We start from the raw sequence: 18,447 nt of genomic DNA, 5'->3' as shown, positions 1-18,447 counted from the left end.
TGCTCCTGGCACGCGCAACCTGACAAAGAGGCAGCATCGGCTGCCTCTTTGCATTTGTGGCCCACAATAGCGTTTCGCGCACGCTCAACCAGGGCTACCCCGATTTTCCGCCGATGTCCCAAGCCACCAAGACCTCTCCCGTCCACCTGACCGCCGCCGCCACCGGCGCGCTGCCGCGCTATCTGCTGCTGGCGATCTGCATCATCTACGGACTGACCGGGCTGTTCGGCCGCGACCCGTGGAAGAACGAGGACGCCGCCGGATTCGGCGTGATGTGGCAGCTCGGCTCGGGCAGCCTGCAGGACTGGCTGATGCCCAATATCGTGGGCCGCCCGTTCAGCGAGGACGGCCCGCTGGTGTACTGGGTGGGCGGCCTGATGATCCGCCTGTTTGGCGGCTGGCTCGGTGCTCCCGACGCGTCCCGCCTGGCCACGGCGCTGTTCTATTTCGCCACCTGCGCGTTCATCTGGTATTCGACCTACCTGCTGGGCCGCCGCGACGAGGTCCAGCCGTTTGCCTTCGCCTTCGGCGGCCAGCCCGACGCACGGTCCTATGGCCGCGCGCTGGCCGACGGGGCGCTGCTGATTTTCCTGGCCTGCGTGGGCCTGGCCGTGCGCGGCCACGAAACCACCGCGCAGGTTGGCCAGGTCTGCTTTATCGCCTTCATGCTGTACGGCATGGTGCGCAGCCTGGACAAGCCGGTTCAGGGCAGTCTCTGGTTCGGCGTGGGGCTGGCCGCGCTGTGCATGGCCAGCGGCCCGATTCTGGCCGCGGCGCTGCTGGCAGCGGCGCTGATCGCCGGCGCGGTCTCGCAGCCGGTACCGTCGAAGCGGTTGCTGACCATTGGCGTGCCCGTCGCACTGGCGCTGGTTGCCGCCTGGATGGTCGTGGTCTACCTGGGTGCGGCCGACGCCGAAGACGGCGTGACCTATATCCGCGAGTGGGCGCGCTACGATCGCCGCACCTACGGCCTGCCGACGCTGCCCACCGCCGGTTTTATCGCGCGCAACTTCCTGTTGTTCGCCTGGCCGGTCTGGCCGATCGCGGCCTTTGCGTGGCTGTCGTGGCGCGGCATGCGGCGTGCGCCTCACATGGCGCTGCCGCTGGCCATCCTGGGCATGCTGTTCCTGCTGCTGGTGCTGCAACGCAGCCCGGGCGACGTGCAGTTCATCCTGCTGCTGCCGCCGATGGCCATCCTGGCTGCGTTCGCGCTGCCCACGCTGCCGCGCGCGGCGATCAACGCGGTGGACTGGTTCGCCCTGCTCTTCTTCACGATCTTCGGCGGCACGGTGTGGTTCATGTGGATCGCCAAGACCACGGGCTGGCCGCCCAAGGTGGCCAACAACGTGTTCCGGCAGATTCCCGGCTTCGAGCACACGTTCACGATCAGCGCCGTAGTTATCGCGCTGGCCGCCACGGTCGCCTGGGTGCTGGTCGTGCGCTGGCGGCTGTCACGCGCGCCCAAGCAGATCTGGCGCCCGGTGGTGATCTCGGCCGCCGGCACCACGCTGATGTGGGTCATGGCCATGACGCTGTGGCTGCCGTCGATCAACTACGGCAAGACCTACCGCGACGTGGCAAAGGCCGCCGCGCTGGCGCTGCCGTCCACGTACGAATGCGTGCAGCCGATCCGCATGGGCGATGCGCAGCTTGCGTCGTTTGCGTACTTCGGCAATATCCGCTTCGGCGGCCCGGGCGACGGCTGCGACGTGCTGCTGCGCCACGATGCCGTGGACTACGGCGCGCCAAGCAATGTCTCGCACTTCGAATGGCGCCTGATCTGGGAAGGCCGGCGCCCGGCGGACCGTGACGAGCGGTTCCGGCTGTATCGACTGGTCGATACATCGCAAGCCAAGTCGGCGCAGGCCCCCGCGCGACGCCGTCTGCCACGGCAGTAATCCCTTCCCCCGCGCGGGCGGCCAGCCGCCCGCGAACTGGCCCGGCCCCGCGCCGGGTGCGTCCCCAACCTACCTTCCACGATGAGCAGCGCGCTGCAGGACCTTCGTCGCATCGTTCACCTTGCCGCCCCGGTACTGGTGGGGCAACTGGCCGTCATCGCCTTCGGTGTCACGGACACCATCATGGCCGGTCAGGCCTCGGCCGCCGATCTGGCCGCGGTCGGGCTGGGCGGATCGATTTACGTCACCGTCTATATCAGCCTGATGGGCGTGCTGCAGGCGCTTGCGCCGGTCGCCGGCCAGCTCTACGGCGCCGGACGCACCGCCGAGATTGGCGTCGAAGTCCGCCAGGCCGCGTGGCTGGGACTGGCGCTGGCCGTTCCCGGGATGCTGCTGTTGCTGTTCCCCGGTCCGCTGCTGACGTTCGCCCAGGCGCCGCCCGAGCTGGTGGACAAGGCATCGCGCTACCTGCATATCGTGGCGTTCGGCCTGCCTGCAGGGCTGGCGTTCCGTATTTACATGGCGCTGAACAATGCGCTGTCCCGGCCGATCATGGTCACGGTGCTGCAGATTGCCGGCCTGATACTCAAGGTGCCGCTCAATGCGTGGTTCATCCACGGCGGTTTTGGCGTGCCGGCGATGGGCGGGCCGGGGTGCGCGCTGGCCTCCACGCTGATCAGCTGGACGTGGTGCCTGTCAGGGCTGGCCATCCTGCGGCTTGGGTCTGCCTACCAGCCGCTGGCGATTTTTGCGCGCTGGGAATGGCCCCGATGGGACCGTATCCGGCCGTTGCTGCGGCTCGGGGTGCCGATGGGCCTGACCTACCTGATCGAGATTACCTCGTTCACGCTGATGTCGATCTTCATTACGCGGCTCGGCACCGAAACGCTGGCCGGCCATCAGATCATCGCCAACCTGAGCGCGGTGGCGTACATGATGCCGCTGTCGCTGTCGATTGCCACGTCCACGCTGGTGGCACAAGCCATCGGCGCCCGCGACATGTGCGGCGCCCGACGCATTGGCTGGCGGGGCATCCGTTTTGGCGCCGGCCTGGCACTGTTCACTGGCGCGCTGCTGTGGCTATTTCGCGAGCCGCTGCTGCACGCCTACGCCAAGGACCCGGCCGTGGTGGCCAAGGCACTGCCGCTGATGCTCTTCGTGGCCTTCTACCAGGCCTTCGACGCCATCCAGGTGATGAGCGCGTTCATCCTTCGCGCGTACAAGATCGCATTGATTCCAACGCTGATCTATGCGGGCTCGCTATGGGGTGTCGGCCTCGGCGGCGGCTATGTGCTGGGCTTCGGCCTGATCGACGCGCTGCCGGCCTTCACCCGTGGCGCAGCCGGATTCTGGATGGCGAACAGCATCAGCCTGGCCATCGCCGGGACGCTGCTGGTCCGCTACTTCAGGCAGGTGAGCCAGGTAAAGGCAGTCGACGCAAGGGAGACGGCGGAGGTGGCGTGATAGCTCCGCGGTTGGGACCAAAAAAGCCTGCTTGCGCAGGCTTTTTTAAATTTGGCGGAGCGGACGGGGCTCGCCTACATCCCGCAGGCCGCGGATTCGCTTGCAAGCGAATCCCTTCTCGCCCCGCCGGGAGCTGCGCAGGCAGCTCCCTCCGCTCCCTATGGACGAAAAAAAAGCCTTCTTGCGCAGGCTTTTTTAAATTTGGCGGAGCGGACGGGGCTCGCCTACATCCCGCAGGCCGCGGATTCGCTTGCAAGCGAATCCCTTCTCGCCCCGCCGGGAGCTGCGCAGGCAGCTCCCTCCGCTCCTTATGGACGAAAAAAAAGCCTGCTTGCGCAGGCTTTTTTAAATTTGGCGGAGCGGACGGGGCTCGAACCCGCGACCCCCGGCGTGACAGGCCGGTATTCTAACCAACTGAACTACCGCTCCGTTTTCTGCTGTTACCCGGGAATCCCGGCTAACTGCTAGGCGTTTGATTACGCCCGGCTGTTTGGCGTCCCCTAGGGGATTCGAACCCCTGTACTCACCGTGAAAGGGTGATGTCCTAGGCCTCTAGACGAAGGGGACAGAAATCTGTTGCAAGCAACGTCTTCCGTCGTTTGCTGCGAAGTCCGGCATTCTACCAGAATTTTCGCAACTTGAAGCAACTTTTTTACTGCATCGGTTACTTCGAAATTCTTGGTGGAGCTAAGCGGGATCGAACCGCTGACCTCTTGCATGCCATGCAAGCGCTCTCCCAGCTGAGCTATAGCCCCGAATACTTCCGGTACTGCCTATAATCGCAACGACTTGCGAGGCCGCGATTATAATTTGATTTTTCGAAGCTAACAACATTCGCCTCGGGTAAATCGAAAAGTGATTATCTAATAATCACCTCTCACCCAAATAAAAACCCGCTTGGTTTCACCCAAGCGGGCTCAGTCTGGCGGAGCGGACGGGGCTCGAACCCGCGACCCCCGGCGTGACAGGCCGGTATTCTAACCAACTGAACTACCGCTCCGTTTTCTGCTGTTACCCGGGAATCCCGGCTAACTGCTAGGCGTTTGATTACGCCCGGCTGTTTGGCGTCCCCTAGGGGATTCGAACCCCTGTACTCACCGTGAAAGGGTGATGTCCTAGGCCTCTAGACGAAGGGGACAGAAACTTTGGTGGAGCTAAGCGGGATCGAACCGCTGACCTCTTGCATGCCATGCAAGCGCTCTCCCAGCTGAGCTATAGCCCCAGAGTTACTGCCATTTACTACTGCTTGCCGCCAGATTTACTGCTTTCCGGCGAAGCGGCGATTATAAATCAATCACCATATTTTGCAAGCCCCTTTTTCCGGCTTTTCAACCGGGCTGCTTGACTTGCGTCGCGCAGCAGGGAGAACGAGATTATGCTGAAGTCTCGGCCTGAGCGCAAGCCCCTGCCGAGACATTTCTGCACATTTTTATGCGGCGCCCAGACGACGCAGCACCGTATCGCGACCGAACAGCTCCAGCACGGCATCGATGCTCGGCGTCTGCAGCTGTCCTGCCACCAGCAGGCGTACCGGCATGGCCAACTTCGGCATTTTCAGCCCGAACTCGGCCAGCACGGCCTTGAACGTGGCGTTGATGGCTTCGCGCTTCCACTCGGGCAACGCGGCCAGTTGCGTCGCCAGCGCCTGCAGCGCCGGCCGGATCTCGTCGGTCAGGTGCTCCGCCTTCAGCGCCGCGTCGGCCTGCGGCTCGCCGCGATAGAACAGCATCGCCGTCTGCGCCACTTCCTTCAGCGTGTTCGCACGGTCCTTGACCAGCGCGACCACGCCCACCAGATCCACGCCTTCCACCTTACCGCCCAGCGCCTCGATGAACGGACGCGTCAGGTCGGCCAGGCGCGCATTGTCGCCAGTCTTGATGTAGTGATTGTTCAGCCAGGCCAGCTTTTCGGGGTTGTACTGCGCCGGCGACTTGCCCAGGTGATCCAGGTCGAACCACTCCACGAACTGTTCGCGCGTGAAGATCTCTGCGTCGCCGTGAGACCAGCCCAGCCGCGCCAGGTAGTTCAGCACGGCCTCGGGCAGGTAACCTTCGTCGCGGTAGCCGGTCACGGGCATCGCGCCGTGGCGCTTGCTCATCTTCTCGCCCTGCTCGTTCAGCACGGTCGGCAGGTGGGCGTACACAGGCTCTTTACCACCGAGCGCGCGGATGATGTTGATCTGGCGCGGCGTGTTGTTGACGTGGTCGTCGCCACGGATCACGTGCGTGATCTTCATGTCGAGGTCATCGATCACCACGCAGAAGTTGTACGTCGGCGTGCCGTCGGGGCGGGCGATCACCAGGTCGTCGAGCTCTTCGTTCGAGATCTCGATGCGACCCTTCACGGCGTCGTCCCACACCACGCTGCCGCCTAGCGGATTCTTGAAGCGGACCACGGGCTGCACGCCGGCCGGCGGTTCGGGCAAAACCTTGCCCGGCTCCGGGCGCCAGAAACCGTTGTAGCGCGGCTTTTCGCCGGCGGCGCGCTGGGCTTCGCGCAGCGCGTCCAGTTCCTCGGTGCTCATGTAGCAGTGATAGGCCATGCCGTTGTCCAGCATCTCGCGCACAACCTGGCGATATCGGTCCATGCGCTGCATCTGGTAGAACGGGCCCTCGTCGATATCGAGGTCCAGCCAGGCCATGCTTTCCAGGATCACATCCACGGCTTCCTCGGAAGACCGCTCGACGTCGGTATCCTCGATGCGCAGGATGAAGTCGCCCTTCATGCGGCGGGCAAACGCCCACGGGTAGAGCGCGGAGCGGATGTTGCCTAGGTGGATAAAGCCGGTCGGGCTCGGCGCGAAGCGGGTGCGGACGCGTTGTGTCATGGTCGGGGAGAAACAAAAAGGCCCACGCACGGATGCGCGCAGGCCGGATTTCGCTGAACTTCTGAACGCTGCATTATACGCCCTGCCCGATTCCGGACTGACCACGGAATCATTTATGCTTGCCACCGGTCTGAATCCAGGCCGCGCGCATCCGGTGACGCGATGCGCGCCTGCCGATGCCCGGCACATCACTTCCGCAAGCGTTTTCCATCCTCGATGCAACGACGACATTTTCTTGGCGCCTCGGCGGCCATGCTGCTGGCAGGCTGTGCGTTCGGCCCGAAGCCGACCACCCCGACCACCCCGACCACCACGCCCACCATGGCCGCCGTACCGCCCGTCGCCACGCCGCCGCGGCCGATCCGGGTTGGCCTGGCCCTGGGTGGCGGCGCCGCACGCGGCTTTGCCCATATCGGCGTCATCAAGGCGCTGGAAGCCCAGGGCATTCACGCCGATATCGTCACGGGCACCAGCGCGGGTTCGGTGGTGGCGGCGCTCTATGCCACCGGCATGGACGGCTTCCAGCTCAACAAGCTGGCACTGACGATGGACGAAGCGGCCATCGCCGACTGGGCCCTGCCCTTCGGCACCAAGTTCGGCGGCTGGCTCAAGGGCGAGGCGCTGCAGAACTACGTCAACCGGCTGGTCAATAACCGGCCCATCGAGGCCATGAAGCTGCCGCTGGGCATCGTGGCCACCGACCTGAAGACCGGCGAGCGCATCGTGTTCCGGCGCGGCAATACGGGCCAGGCCGTGCGCGCATCCAGCAGCGTGCCGGGTGTGTTCCAGCCGGTGTCGATTGCCGGCCACGATTACGTCGATGGCGGCCTGGTCGAACCGGTGCCGGTGGACGCGGCGCGCGAGATGGGTGCCGATTTCGTGATCGCCGTGAATATCTCGGCCGATCCGTCCAGCCAGAAGAACAACGGCCAGAGCGGCGTGCTGTTGCAGACCACCGCCATCATGGGCCAGTCGATCAACCGCATGGCGCTGTCCCGCGCCGACATCGTCATCCGCCCCGACCTGCCCGACATGGGCGGCAGCGACTTTACCTCGCGCAACCGGGCGATCCTGGCCGGCGAGCAGGCCACCTCGGCGGTGATCGGCGCACTGCGCGAGAAGCTGGCGGCGGCGCGGCTGCGGCCCGCGCAGGCGGGCGCAATCGCCGTTCAATAGGAAGGTGCCGCCCGTCGGTTGTCACATGTCCTGTCACATGGATCGACATGCCTGACAGAAACCGTCACCGACGATGACAGAGGATGTCACCCTTTGGTGGGGTATTTGTCTTAAGACATGGTAGCAACGCACAACAAAAAAGGACTGCCGAGGCAGTCCTTTTTGCTTGCGCGAACGATGCGTCAACCACCGAACATCGTACGGCCTTGGGCATTCGGATCGAAACGCTTGAGCGTCTCGATCATGCTGCCCGTATTTTCGACCGAGCCACGGGCCGAATCGTCGATGCGACGGGCGCCGTTGTAGCGCGTGACCCAGTACGACGCACGCATGTCGTCAACGCGAATCTTGCTGCCGGTGGACGGCGCGTGGACGAACTTGTTGTCGCCGATATAGATGCCAACGTGCGAGAACGTATGGCGCATCGTGTTGAAGAACACGAGATCGCCCGGACGCAGCTCGTTGACCGCCACCGTGGTGCCCACCTGGCTCATTTCGACGGAACGGCGCGGCAACATGAAGCCGAAGGTGTCGTTGAACACGTAGCGGACAAACCCGCTGCAGTCCAGACCTGATTCGGGGCTGTTACCGCCGAAGCGATAACGCACGCCAATCAGGCCCAGCGCGTTCATGACCAGGTCGCCAGCCTTGCTGGCGACGTTGCTGGTGGAGTTCATCACCGACGACAGCAAGCCACGCTTGCCTTCCGGATGCGCATCCGCGTCAACGCGGGCCTCGATCCGGGCGTCGGGGTCCTTGAACACCGTATCCGCCAGCACTCCATTCGACACAGTCGCACCGCAGGCAATGGCAATTCCGATAGCGGCGCGCGCCAGGGAATGAAGTACCGTTTGCATTGGCTCTCCTGATGATCGGACAAAACTGACCGGCAAGTCAGACAAAGCCGGACAGCGTGAAAACATCAGGGCGGAACGTACGCAAGAAGTACGCCAGCGCGACTGCACCTGCCGCGTGCAACGTCGACCTTCCCCAAGGCCTGCATGCGGCGGACGAACCACCCCCGACAAAACTCATCGCGGGATAGTAAAGGACGCACCCTTGACGTGTCAAAGATGGTTACAACTTTCCCGCAAAGCGCCGCCAAATCAATGAATTAGCGTAAAAAACGTATTCTGTTTCTCGGAAACGCTATAAAGATTTCGTGTTACTTCGGCGTGACAAGGCGTACTGCCCAGCACATCATTCAGGCGCACCCAGCTGCGCGGCGGCCATCAGCTTTCTGGTATACGGATGCTGCGGCGCGCCGAGTACGGTTTCCGTCTCGCCTGATTCCACCACTTCACCGTTTTTCATGACGATGACTCGGTGCGCCATCGCACGAATCACGGCCAGATCGTGGCTGATGAACAGATAGCTGAGGTTGTACTTGTGTTGCAGCTGTGACAGCAGCGCCAGCACCTGCTGCTGGATCGACACATCAAGTGCAGAGGTCGGCTCATCCAGCACCAGCACCTGCGGCTTCAGGATCAGCACGCGCGCAATGGCAATGCGCTGGCGCTGGCCCCCCGAGAATTCGTGCGGATAGCGGCCCAGCGCCGTGCGGTCCAGCCCCACCTCGCGCAGGGCCTCGGTCACACGTTCGCGCATGACTTCCTTCGTCAGCCCGGGCTGATGCAGCGCCAGCCCCTCGCCCACGATCTGCTCGATCGTCATGCGGGGAGACAGCGAGCCGAACGGGTCCTGGAACACCACCTGCATGCGCTTGCGCAGCGCGCTGCGTTCTTTCTGCGAGCAGGCGTCGAAGCTGCGCCCCAGGAACTGGATGGCGCCGCTGCTCTTGCGCTGCAGCGCCAGCACCGCGTGCGCCAGCGTGGTCTTTCCGGACCCCGATTCGCCGACGATGCCCACGGTCTCGCCCTCGCGCAACTGCAGCGTGACGTCCTTGACCGCCGCGAACGCCTCCTTGCCGAACCAGCCGGCAATACCGGCCCGCTTCTTGTGATAGTTCACACACAGCGCGTCGGTTTCCAGCAGCACCGGCGCCAGCGGCACCAGCGGCAGCACTTCGCGCCGGGGCCGGCTGTCGATCAGCTTGCGGGTGTACGGATGATGCGGATTGGCAAAGACCTCGGCGGTCTCGCCGGTTTCGACCAGCACGCCCTTTTCCATCACGCCGACCCGCTGCGCGAACGCGCGCACCATGTTCAGATCGTGCGTGATCAGCATCACCGCCATGCCGAATTCGGCCTGCAGGCTGCGCAGCAGGTCCAGGATCTGGGCGCGGATCGTGACATCGAGGGCCGTGGTCGGCTCGTCGGCCAACAGCAGCTTGGGGCGACAGGCCAGCGCCATGGCGATCATCGCGCGCTGGCGCTGCCCGCCGGACAACTGGTGCGGAAAGCTGTTGAAGCGGTTGGCCGCATCGCTGATGCCGGTGCGCTCCAGCAGCGCGATGGCGCGGTCGCGTGCGGCGCGGCGGTCCAGGCCCTCATGCAGCGCCAGTGTCTCCACGATCTGGTTGCCGATCGTATAGAGGGGGTTCAGCGCCGTCATCGGCTCCTGGAAGATCATCGCGATCTCGGACCCGCGGATACCGCGCATCTCGCGATCGGATACCTGCAGCAGGTCCTTGCCTTCGAAGCGGATGGCACCCTGGTAGCGCGCATCTTCCACCAGCCGAAGCATGGCCAGCGCCGTCACGGTCTTGCCGGAGCCGGACTCGCCCACCAGCGCATAGCGTTCGCCGGCACGCAGGTCGAAGCTGACATCGCGCACCGCGCGCGTGGCGTGCTCGCCTTCGCCAAAGGTGACGGACAGGCGATCCACGCACATCAGCTTGGTGCCGGGCGCCGGGATGTCCGCCAGGTCCGGAAATACCGGATTCACCGCCATGGCGGGATTTGCCGAGTTCATGACGTCGCCTCCGCCGCCGCGCCGCCGGCCGGCACCTTCGGCTCCACCCGGCCGCGCAACTGGGCCAGGCCCAAGCGCGTGTCGAATGCATCACGCAGGGCATCACCCATGAACGTGAGCAGCAGCAGCGTGATCACCAGCACGGCAAACGTCGAGAGTGAAATCCACCAGGCATCAAGGTTGGCCTTGCCCTGGGCCAGCAGTTCGCCCAGGCTCGGCGTGGTCGGCGGCACGCCCAGGCCCAGGAAGTCGAGGCTGGTCAGCGCCAGGATGGCCGCGCTCATGCGGAACGGCAGGAACGTGATCACCGGCGTCAGGCTGTTCGGCAGGATATGGCGCCACATGATCTGCACGTTCGACAGGCCCAGCGCCCGCGCGGCCTTGACGTAGTCCAGCGACCGGTTGCGGTAGAACTCGGCGCGCACGTAGTCGGACAGGCCCATCCAGCCGAACAGCGACAGCTGGATGATCAACAGCGCCAGGCTCGGCTCGAAGATCGACGCGAAGATGATCAGCAGGTAAAGCTCGGGCATCGAGCTCCAGATTTCGATGGCGCGCTGCGAAAACAGGTCGAAGCGGCCCCCGAAGAAGCCCATCAGCGCCCCGGTGAGCGTACCGATCAGCACACCGATCACCGTCAGGGCCATGCCGAACAGCACCGATACCCGGAAGCCGTACAGCAGGCGCGCCAGCACGTCGCGGCCGCGATCGTCGGTACCGAGCCAGTTGTCGGCCGACGGCGGCGCCGGGTTCGGCTCCTTGGCGAAATAGTTGATCGAATCGTAGGAATAGCGATTCAGCGGATAGACGGCGAAGTTGCCGTTCGACGTGATCCGGTCCCGGATGAACGGGTCCAGGTAGTCGGCCCGCGTCGGAAAATCGCCATCGAATGTGGTTTCCGGATACGCCTTGACGATCGGGAAGTAGTACTCGCCCTTGTAGCGCACCACCAGCGGCCGGTCGCTCGACAGCAGTTCGGCGCCCATGCTGACGACAAAGATGATCACGAACAGCACCAGGCTCCAGTAGCCCAGCCGGTTGCGGCGAAAACGCTGCCAGGCCCGCTGGCGCGGCGACAGCGAATGCGGCAGGCCGTTCTTGGCGGCAGCTTTCATCGGTGCATCCCCTCGAAATGGATGCGCGGATCCACCATGACGTAGCAAACGTCCGAAATCAGGCGCGTCACCAGCCCGATCAGCGTAAACAGGTACAGCGTGCCCAGCACCACCGGATAGTCGCGGCGCAGCACGGCCTCATAGGACAGCAGGCCCAGGCCGTCGAGCGAGAACAGCGTCTCGATCAGCAGCGAACCCGTGAAGAAGGCGCCGATGAAGGCGGCCGGGAAGCCCGTGACCAGCGGAATCAGCGCATTGCGGAACACATGCTTCCACAGCACGCGGCGCTCCGACAAACCCTTGGCGCGGGCCGTCAGCACGTACTGCTTGCGGATTTCTTCCAGGAAGGCGTTCTTGGTCAGCATCGTCACCACGGCGAAGCTGCCCACCACCGAGGCCGTGATCGGGAGCACCAGGTGCCACAAATAGTCCATGACCTTGCCCATCAGCGACAGCTGGTCCCAGTCGTCGGAAGTCAGCCCGCGCAGCGGGAACCACTGCACGAAGGTGCCGCCGCCGAACAGCACCAGCAGCAGCACGCCCAGCACGAAACCGGGGATGGCATAGCCCACCAGCACCACCATGCTGCTGATCACGTCGAACCGGCTGCCCGCCCGGATCGCCTTCGAGATGCCGAGCGGCACCGATATCAGATAAGTGAGAAAGAACGTCCAGAGCCCCAGGCTGATCGACACGGGCATCTTCGACTTGACCAGCTCCCAGACACTGCGGTGCTGGAAGTAGCTCTGTCCCAGGTCGAACTGGGCAAACCGCTTGAGCATCATGAAATAGCGTTCCAGCGGCGGCTTGTCGAAGCCGTAGAGCGCCTGGATTTCCTTGATCTTGTCGGGGTCCACGCCGCGCCGGCCACGGTATTCCGCCCCGCCGCCGCTGGCTTCCCCGCCGCCGCCCCGGCCCTTCATCTCCAGCATCATCTGCTCGACCGGGCCGCCCGGCACGAACTGGATCACGACAAAGGTAAGCGTCACCACCCCGACCAGCGTCGGGATCATCAGCAGGATGCGCTTCAGCAGATAGGCAAGCATTGGCCGTCCGATTGGGGGGATGACTGGAAGACTGGGTTACTGGGTCTTCGGCGCCAGGTCCTTGCGCCACCAGCTTGAAAGAATCCAGCCCTCCGCGGTGTAGAAGTACGGCAGGCGGGTCGGATACGCCAGTTCCTTGCGGTACGACACACGATGGAAAGCACTGTACCAGTTCGGCACGATGTAATAGCCGTGCATCAGCACGCGGTCCAGCGCGCGGCCCGCCGTGATCAGTTCGTCGCGGGTTTCGGCGTGCAGCACGGCGTCCACCAGCTTGTCCACGGCCGGCGACTTCAGGCCGAACAGGTTGTCCGATCCGGGCATGCCGGCGGCTTCGGCCGAAAAACGGTCGCGCAGCTCGTTGCCGGGGCTTTGCGAATCCGGGAAGCGGATCGACACCATGTCGAAGTCGAAATCCTCCAGCCGCTTCTGGTACAGGGCAAAGTCGGTGGTGCGCTGGTGCACCTCGATGCCGAGCTTTTCCAGGTTGCGCACGTAGGCCGTGATGACGCGGCTCATGGCGCCACCGTCATCGAGGAATTCGAACACCATCGGCTCGCCCCTGGCGTTGCGCAGCGCGCCATCGTCGTAGGTCCAGCCGGCCTGGGCCAGCAGGCGCCGCGCGTCGCGCAGGTTGTCCCGCAGCGACCGGGGCGCATTGGTGCTGGGCTGCACCACGTCGGGGCCGAACACTTCCGCCGGCAACTGGGCGCGCAACGGCTCCAGCAGCTTCAGCTCGCCAGCCCCGGGCCGACCGTCGAAGGTGGCGCTGGCGGCCAGTTCACTGTTGGAGAACCAGCTGTCGAGCCGCTTGTAGGCCCCATAGAACAACTGGCGATTCAGCCATTCGAAATCGAGCGCCAGGATCAGGGCCTGGCGCACGCGGACGTCCTGGAACATCGGCTTGCGCATATTCATGACGAAGCCCTGCATGCCGGCGCCGTTGCGGTGCGGAAATTCGGTCTTGATCAGGCTGCCGTCCCGGAACTTGGTGCCGACATAGCTCTTGGCCCAGTTTTTCGAGCGGTATTCGACGATGGCGTCGAACTCGCCCGCCTTGAACGCCTCCAGCTTGGCGGTCTCGTCCTTGTACAGCCGGTAGACCACGCGGTTGAAGTTGAACGTGCCGCGCCGTACGTTCAGGTTCTTGCCCCAGTAGTTCGGATCTCGCTGGAATACGATGCCGCGACCGGCGTCGTAGCGTTCGATCTTGTACGGGCCGCTGGTGATCGGATCTTCGAAGGTCAGCTTCTCGAACGGCACCTTGGCCGTCCATTTCTTCGAGAACACGGGCAACTGGCCGACGATCAGCGGCAATTCGGCGTTGCGTTGCTTGAAGTCAAAGCGGATCGAGCGTTCGCCGGTCACCACCACGGCCTTCACATCGGTACACATGCTGCGGTAGCCCGGGCTGGCGGACTTGCTCATCAGCATGTCGTAGGAATACTTCACGTCGGCGGCCAGCACCGGATCGCCATTGACGAAGCGGGCCTCGGGGCGGATACGGAAGGTGACCGACAGCTGGTCGGGGGCCACCGTCACGTCGTCGGCCAGCAGGCCATAGGCGCTGGCGGTCTCGTCGGCGCTGCTGATCAGCAGCGTCTCGAACATCAGCGAGGTCAGGCCCGGTGCGGCCGTGCCCTTCAGCGTGAACGGATTGAACTTGTCGAAGCTGGTGCGGCGGTCGGGATTGGCCAGCGTCAGCGTGCCGCCCTGGGGCGCATCGGCGTTGACATAGTCGAAGTGGCCAAAATCGGGCGGATACTTGAGATCGCCGTGGAGCGCAAAGCCGTGTGCGCCATAGCCCAATGCGGGAAAACCCCAGCCCAGCACGATCGACAGTGCCAGCGCCCAATGCACTACCGCGCGTCGACGGAAGCACTGCCCTGCCGCCAGACGCGGCCAACGTGCATGAATCAGCATCCGGTTGCAGACCTCCACAATGCCCGAGACGGCCCGGCGGCTTGTGGCCGGGCGAAGTTGTGCGACAATTTTACATGCGTTCGGGTGGCGCCCAACCATCCGGACATTCCCTCTACGCGGCGCAACAAACAGCGGGGATTTGACTCCCTGCCATGCACCGGACACGGGCCAGTGCATGAAGCATGCCCGTCCCCCACAAACAATCTGGAGAATTTATGGGATTTCTGGCAGGTAAGCGGATCCTGATCACGGGCTTGCTTTCGAACCGTTCCATCGCCTACGGCATTGCGTCGGCCTGCAAGCGCGAAGGCGCCGAGCTGGCCTTCACCTATGTGGGCGAGCGTTTCAAGGACCGCATCACGGACTTCGCCAAGGAATTCGGCTCCGACATGATCTTCGAATGCGACGTCGGCAGCGATGAACAGATCGCCGCCACGTTCGCCGCTTTGGGGCAGCGTTGGGAAAAATTCGACGGCCTGGTGCATTCGATCGGTTTTGCACCGCGCGAAGCCATCGCCGGCGACTTCCTCGAAGGCCTGTCGCGCGAGGGGTTCCGCATCGCGCATGACATCTCCGCCTACAGCTTCCCGGCACTGGCCAAGGCCGCCCTGCCGCTGCTGAACGACAAGGCGTCGCTGCTGACGCTGACGTACCTGGGCGCCGAGCGCGTCGTGCCGAACTACAACACGATGGGCCTGGCCAAGGCATCGCTGGAAGCCAGCGTGCGCTACCTGGCATCGGCCGTGGGCCCGAAGGGCATCCGCGCCAACGGCATCTCCGCCGGCCCGATCAAGACGCTGGCCGCGTCGGGCATCAAGGACTTCGGCAAGCTGCTCAAGCATTTCGAGGACGTGGCCCCGATGCGCCGCAACGTGACGATCGAGGAAGTCGGCAACGTGGCCGCCTTCCTGCTGTCGGACCTGTCCAGCGGTGTGACCGGCGAGATCACCTACGTCGACGGCGGCTACAACATCGTCGGCACGGCCGTCGAAGAGTAAGCAGCCAGATCCCGGCAGGCGGCACGTTGGTCCGCCGCATCGAGAAAGCGCTCCCTGGGGCGCTTTTTTGTTTGCCTCTGCCCCGTTTTCACGTCCGCGCGATGGACTCGATCACGGCCACGGCGCGCTCGGCCGCCGGCGACAGCGTCCGCTGCGCGAGCCGGACGATCGCAAACTGCATCGTGATCTCGGGCAACTCCGGGATCTCCAGCGCGACGAGCCGGCCGGCTTCGACCAGTTCCTCGCGCACCGCCCGCGCCGGCGCCAGCAGCAGCGCATCGGCATGCCGCACCAGGTGCGTCAGCGCGCGGAAATCGTTGCTTTCCACCTGGAACGGCAAGGCCTCGCCCGGCTTGCAGCGCAGCAGCTTGCGCAGCCGTTCGTGGGTTTCCGGTGGGAAGACCACCGATACCAGCGCCGATTCGCGCAGCGTGGCCAGGCTCACGGGCCCTGCCGCCAGCGGATGCCCGGCGCGGGCATAGACCCCGCCGGGGCCGGCGGGCAGTCGTATCACTTCCAGTTCGGCGGCCGTGGGCACGGTGCTGTGCTCGACCACCACGAAATCCACCTGCTCGCCGTGCAAGGCGTCCAGCAACGCGGCGGGATGGCTGACCTCGGTCGTGATGCGCAGCTTCGGCCATTGCCGGTGCAGCTGGCACAGCAGTTCCGGCAGCAGGATGGCCGCCGGGAACGCCCCCAGCCCGATCTGCACGCTGCCGATCTCGTGCTGCCGCACCAGGGCCAGGTCGCGCGCCAGGCAGCCCGACTCGAACAGGATGCGCCGGGCGCGCTCGGTCACCATGCGGCCCACGGTGGTCAGCGTCACGCCACGCGCGCCCCGGTCGAACAGCACGGCGCCGGCCTCTTCCTCCAGCGCCTGGATGCTGCGCGTCAGCGCGGGCTGGCTCAGATGCACGCGCCGTGCCGCCGCAGCCAGCGAGCCTTCTTCCGCCACCGCCACCAGGTGTTCGAGCCGTTTCAGATTCATATATGCACCATTCGCATTGCTGCGATACGAAATTTGCAATTGAATTATAGGTGCGGCGCGCTTTCAATGGATGCCTTGCCCAACCGAGGAGTCGATTTCCCATGCGTTTTGCCCGCACCGCCATGCTGGCCGCAGCCGTTCTGACCCTGCCCGCCGCGCCGACCGCTTCGGCAGCTTCGGCCACGCCGGCTGGCCCGAACGCCGCCACGCCACTGACCGAGCAATCGAATGCCGAATGGCTGCGCCGCCTGCCGTTCTCGGATCGCGCCGATTTCGAGGACGCCCGGCGCGGGCTGGTGGCGCGCTTTCCAGAGGCCGCCATCAAGACCGCGGACGGCAAGGTGGCGTGGGATTTCAACGCCTACGCGTTCGAATCGGCGGCGGACGCGCCAAAAACCGTCAATCCGAGCCTGTGGCGGCTGGCGCAGCTGAACAACGAAGCGGGGCTGTTCAAGGTCACCGACCGCGTGTACCAGGTGCGCGGCGCGGACATCGCCAACATGAACATCATCGAGGGCGATACCGGCCTGATCGTGATCGATACGCTGCTGACCGCCGAGACCGCCCGCGCCGCGCTGGACCTGTACTACGCCCACCGCCCCCGCAAGCCGGTGGTGGCGGTGATCTACACCCATAGCCACGTCGACCACTTCGGCGGCGTGCGCGGCATCGTCAACGAAGCCGATGTCAAGAGCGGCAAGGTGGAGATCCTGGCGCCAAGCGGCTTTATGGACGAGGCGGTCAGCGAGAACGTGCTGGCCGGTAGCGCCATGAGCCGCCGTGCGCAGTACATGTATGGCACGCAGCTGCCGAAAAGCGCCACGGGCCAGGTCGATACCGGCCTGGGCAAGGCCACGGCACGCGGCACCATGACGCTGCTGGCGCCCACGTCGTCGATCACGAGGGCGATCGAGACCCGGCGCATCGATGGCGTGGACTTCGAATTCCAGCTGACGCCCGGCACCGAGGCGCCCGCGGAGATGAACGTCTACCTGCCGCAGTTCCGCACGCTGTGCATGGCCGAAAACGCCGTGCGCACCCAGCACAACGTGCTGACGCTGCGCGGCGCGCAGGTGCGCGATGCCAAGGGCTGGTCGTACTTCCTGGGCCAAGCGCTGCTGCGCTACGGCGAGCGCACCGACATCCTGATCGGCCAGCATCACTGGCCCACCTGGGGCCGCGAGCGCATCGTCGAAATGCTATCCGACCAGCGCGACATGTACGCCTACCTGAACGACCAGGCGCTGCGCCTGATGAACCAGGGCTACACGCCGCTGGACATCGCCGATCAGCTAAAAACCCTGCCGCAGCCGCTGGCCAGCAAATGGTATGCGCGCGACTACTACGGGTCGGTCAGCCACAATGTTCGCGCGGTGTACCAGCGATATCTGGGCTTCTATGACGGCAACCCGGCCCACCTGAATCCGCTGCCGCCCGAGCAGGCCGCCAGGAAGACCATCGAATGGATGGGCGGCCCCGACGCCGTGCTGGCCCGCCTGCGCGACGCCTACGCGCGGGGCGAGTACCGCTGGGTCAGCCAGATCGGCAACGAACTGGTATTCGCCGATCCGTCCAACGCCGCCGCCCGCGCGCTGCAGGCCGATGCGCTGGAGCAGCTGGGCTACCAGAGCGAGAACGCCACCTGGCGCAATATCTATCTGACCGGTGCCCAGGAATTGCGCGATGGCGTGGCCAGGCCGTCCACCACGGGTACCAGTTCGTCGGACCTGGTCCGCGCGCTGAGCGTGCCGAACTTCTTCGATTTCCTGGCGGTCCGCCTGAACGCCGACAAGGCGGCCGGCAAGACCCTGACGCTGAACTGGCAATTCACCGACCTCAAGCAACGCTATGCCATGACGCTGCGCAACAGCGCGCTGACCTACGTGGCAGAGGCCCAGCACGCGCAGCCCACCGCCACGGTCTCGCTGACCAAGGCCACGCTGGACCAGATCAGCCTGAAACAGCTGACGCTGCCACAAGCCATGCAGTCGGGCGCGGTCCGGATAGACGGCAATCCGCAGGCCGTGGCAGGCTTGTTCGGCATGCTGGACACGTTCGACCCGAACTTCAATATCGTGACGCCGCACGGCTTCCAGAAATAAGCCCCCCACAAGAACAACCCCGAGGAGACACCATTC

At 64.7% G+C, this 18,447-nt stretch carries 12 protein-coding genes and 6 tRNA genes; 5 read left to right on the top strand and 13 right to left on the bottom strand.

Going from position 1 to position 18,447, the window contains the following annotated elements; genetic code table 11:
• The first annotated feature begins 113 nt into the window (after positions 1–113).
• Entirely contained in the window at positions 114–1,898 is a 1,785-nt protein-coding gene (locus tag AC3G88_RS04100; RefSeq protein ID WP_488770376.1) for an ArnT family glycosyltransferase, read from the top strand.
• Positions 1,899–1,979: 81 nt separating this feature from the next.
• On the top strand, positions 1,980–3,362 hold the full coding sequence (locus AC3G88_RS04095) for an MATE family efflux transporter (protein WP_488770377.1): 1,383 nt from the start codon (positions 1,980–1,982) through the stop codon (positions 3,360–3,362).
• A gap of 352 nt (positions 3,363–3,714) precedes the next feature.
• On the opposite strand, the gene AC3G88_RS04090 is transcribed toward AC3G88_RS04095, so the two are convergent.
• The 7 genes from AC3G88_RS04090 to gltX form a co-directional block, all read right to left on the bottom strand.
• A tRNA-Asp gene (locus tag AC3G88_RS04090) sits at positions 3,715–3,791 on the bottom strand.
• A gap of 62 nt (positions 3,792–3,853) precedes the next feature.
• Positions 3,854–3,929 (bottom strand) — tRNA-Glu (locus tag AC3G88_RS04085).
• Between the two features lie 112 nt (positions 3,930–4,041).
• Positions 4,042–4,117: transfer RNA gene (locus AC3G88_RS04080), tRNA-Ala, on the bottom strand.
• A 168-nt stretch (positions 4,118–4,285) separates the two neighbouring features.
• Positions 4,286–4,362, bottom strand: a tRNA-Asp gene (locus AC3G88_RS04075).
• Between the two features lie 62 nt (positions 4,363–4,424).
• Positions 4,425–4,500: transfer RNA gene (locus AC3G88_RS04070), tRNA-Glu, on the bottom strand.
• 8 nt (positions 4,501–4,508) lie between these two features.
• Positions 4,509–4,584, bottom strand: a tRNA-Ala gene (locus AC3G88_RS04065).
• A gap of 207 nt (positions 4,585–4,791) precedes the next feature.
• Positions 4,792–6,189, bottom strand: a complete 1,398-nt coding sequence (gltX, locus tag AC3G88_RS04060; RefSeq protein ID WP_488770378.1) for a glutamate--tRNA ligase — start codon at positions 6,187–6,189, stop codon at positions 4,792–4,794.
• Positions 6,190–6,405: 216 nt separating this feature from the next.
• Here gltX and AC3G88_RS04055 point away from each other — a divergent pair, with 216 nt between their 5' ends.
• Positions 6,406–7,365, top strand: coding sequence for a patatin-like phospholipase family protein (locus AC3G88_RS04055; RefSeq protein ID WP_488770379.1), 960 nt, complete (start codon positions 6,406–6,408; stop codon positions 7,363–7,365).
• Positions 7,366–7,547: 182 nt separating this feature from the next.
• Here AC3G88_RS04055 and AC3G88_RS04050 read toward each other — a convergent pair whose 3' ends face one another.
• The 5 genes from AC3G88_RS04050 to AC3G88_RS04030 all read right to left on the bottom strand — a co-directional run bounded on the left by AC3G88_RS04050 (position 7,548) and on the right by AC3G88_RS04030 (position 14,323).
• Entirely contained in the window at positions 7,548–8,222 is a 675-nt protein-coding gene (locus tag AC3G88_RS04050; RefSeq protein ID WP_066734394.1) for a C40 family peptidase, read from the bottom strand.
• 343 nt (positions 8,223–8,565) lie between these two features.
• Positions 8,566–10,158, bottom strand: coding sequence for an ABC transporter ATP-binding protein (locus tag AC3G88_RS04045; protein WP_488770765.1), 1,593 nt, complete (start codon positions 10,156–10,158; stop codon positions 8,566–8,568).
• 77 nt (positions 10,159–10,235) lie between these two features.
• Positions 10,236–11,354 (bottom strand): ABC transporter permease, encoded by a 1,119-nt coding sequence (locus AC3G88_RS04040; protein ID WP_488893131.1) that lies wholly within the window; start codon positions 11,352–11,354, stop codon positions 10,236–10,238.
• Entirely contained in the window at positions 11,351–12,400 is a 1,050-nt protein-coding gene (locus AC3G88_RS04035) for a microcin C ABC transporter permease YejB (protein ID WP_153945310.1), read from the bottom strand. Before AC3G88_RS04035 ends, AC3G88_RS04040 begins: the two co-directional genes overlap by 4 nt.
• 36 nt (positions 12,401–12,436) lie before the next feature.
• Positions 12,437–14,323, bottom strand: coding sequence for an extracellular solute-binding protein (locus tag AC3G88_RS04030; protein WP_488770381.1), 1,887 nt, complete (start codon positions 14,321–14,323; stop codon positions 12,437–12,439).
• Positions 14,324–14,538: 215 nt separating this feature from the next.
• Here AC3G88_RS04030 and fabI point away from each other — a divergent pair, with 215 nt between their 5' ends.
• Complete coding sequence (fabI, locus tag AC3G88_RS04025) at positions 14,539–15,321, top strand: enoyl-ACP reductase FabI (protein WP_153945312.1); 783 nt, start codon at positions 14,539–14,541, stop codon at positions 15,319–15,321.
• 88 nt (positions 15,322–15,409) lie between these two features.
• Here the strand turns inward: fabI and AC3G88_RS04020 are convergent, their stop codons facing one another.
• Positions 15,410–16,309 (bottom strand): LysR family transcriptional regulator, encoded by a 900-nt coding sequence (locus tag AC3G88_RS04020; protein ID WP_488770382.1) that lies wholly within the window; start codon positions 16,307–16,309, stop codon positions 15,410–15,412.
• Positions 16,310–16,410: 101 nt separating this feature from the next.
• Here AC3G88_RS04020 and AC3G88_RS04015 point away from each other — a divergent pair, with 101 nt between their 5' ends.
• Entirely contained in the window at positions 16,411–18,411 is a 2,001-nt protein-coding gene (locus AC3G88_RS04015) for an alkyl/aryl-sulfatase (RefSeq protein WP_488770383.1), read from the top strand.
• Positions 18,412–18,447 lie beyond the last annotated feature (36 nt).

It is taken from the genome of Cupriavidus sp. 86D6 (assembly GCF_057815095.1).
This window is presented reverse-complemented; position numbering and strand designations above follow the sequence as displayed.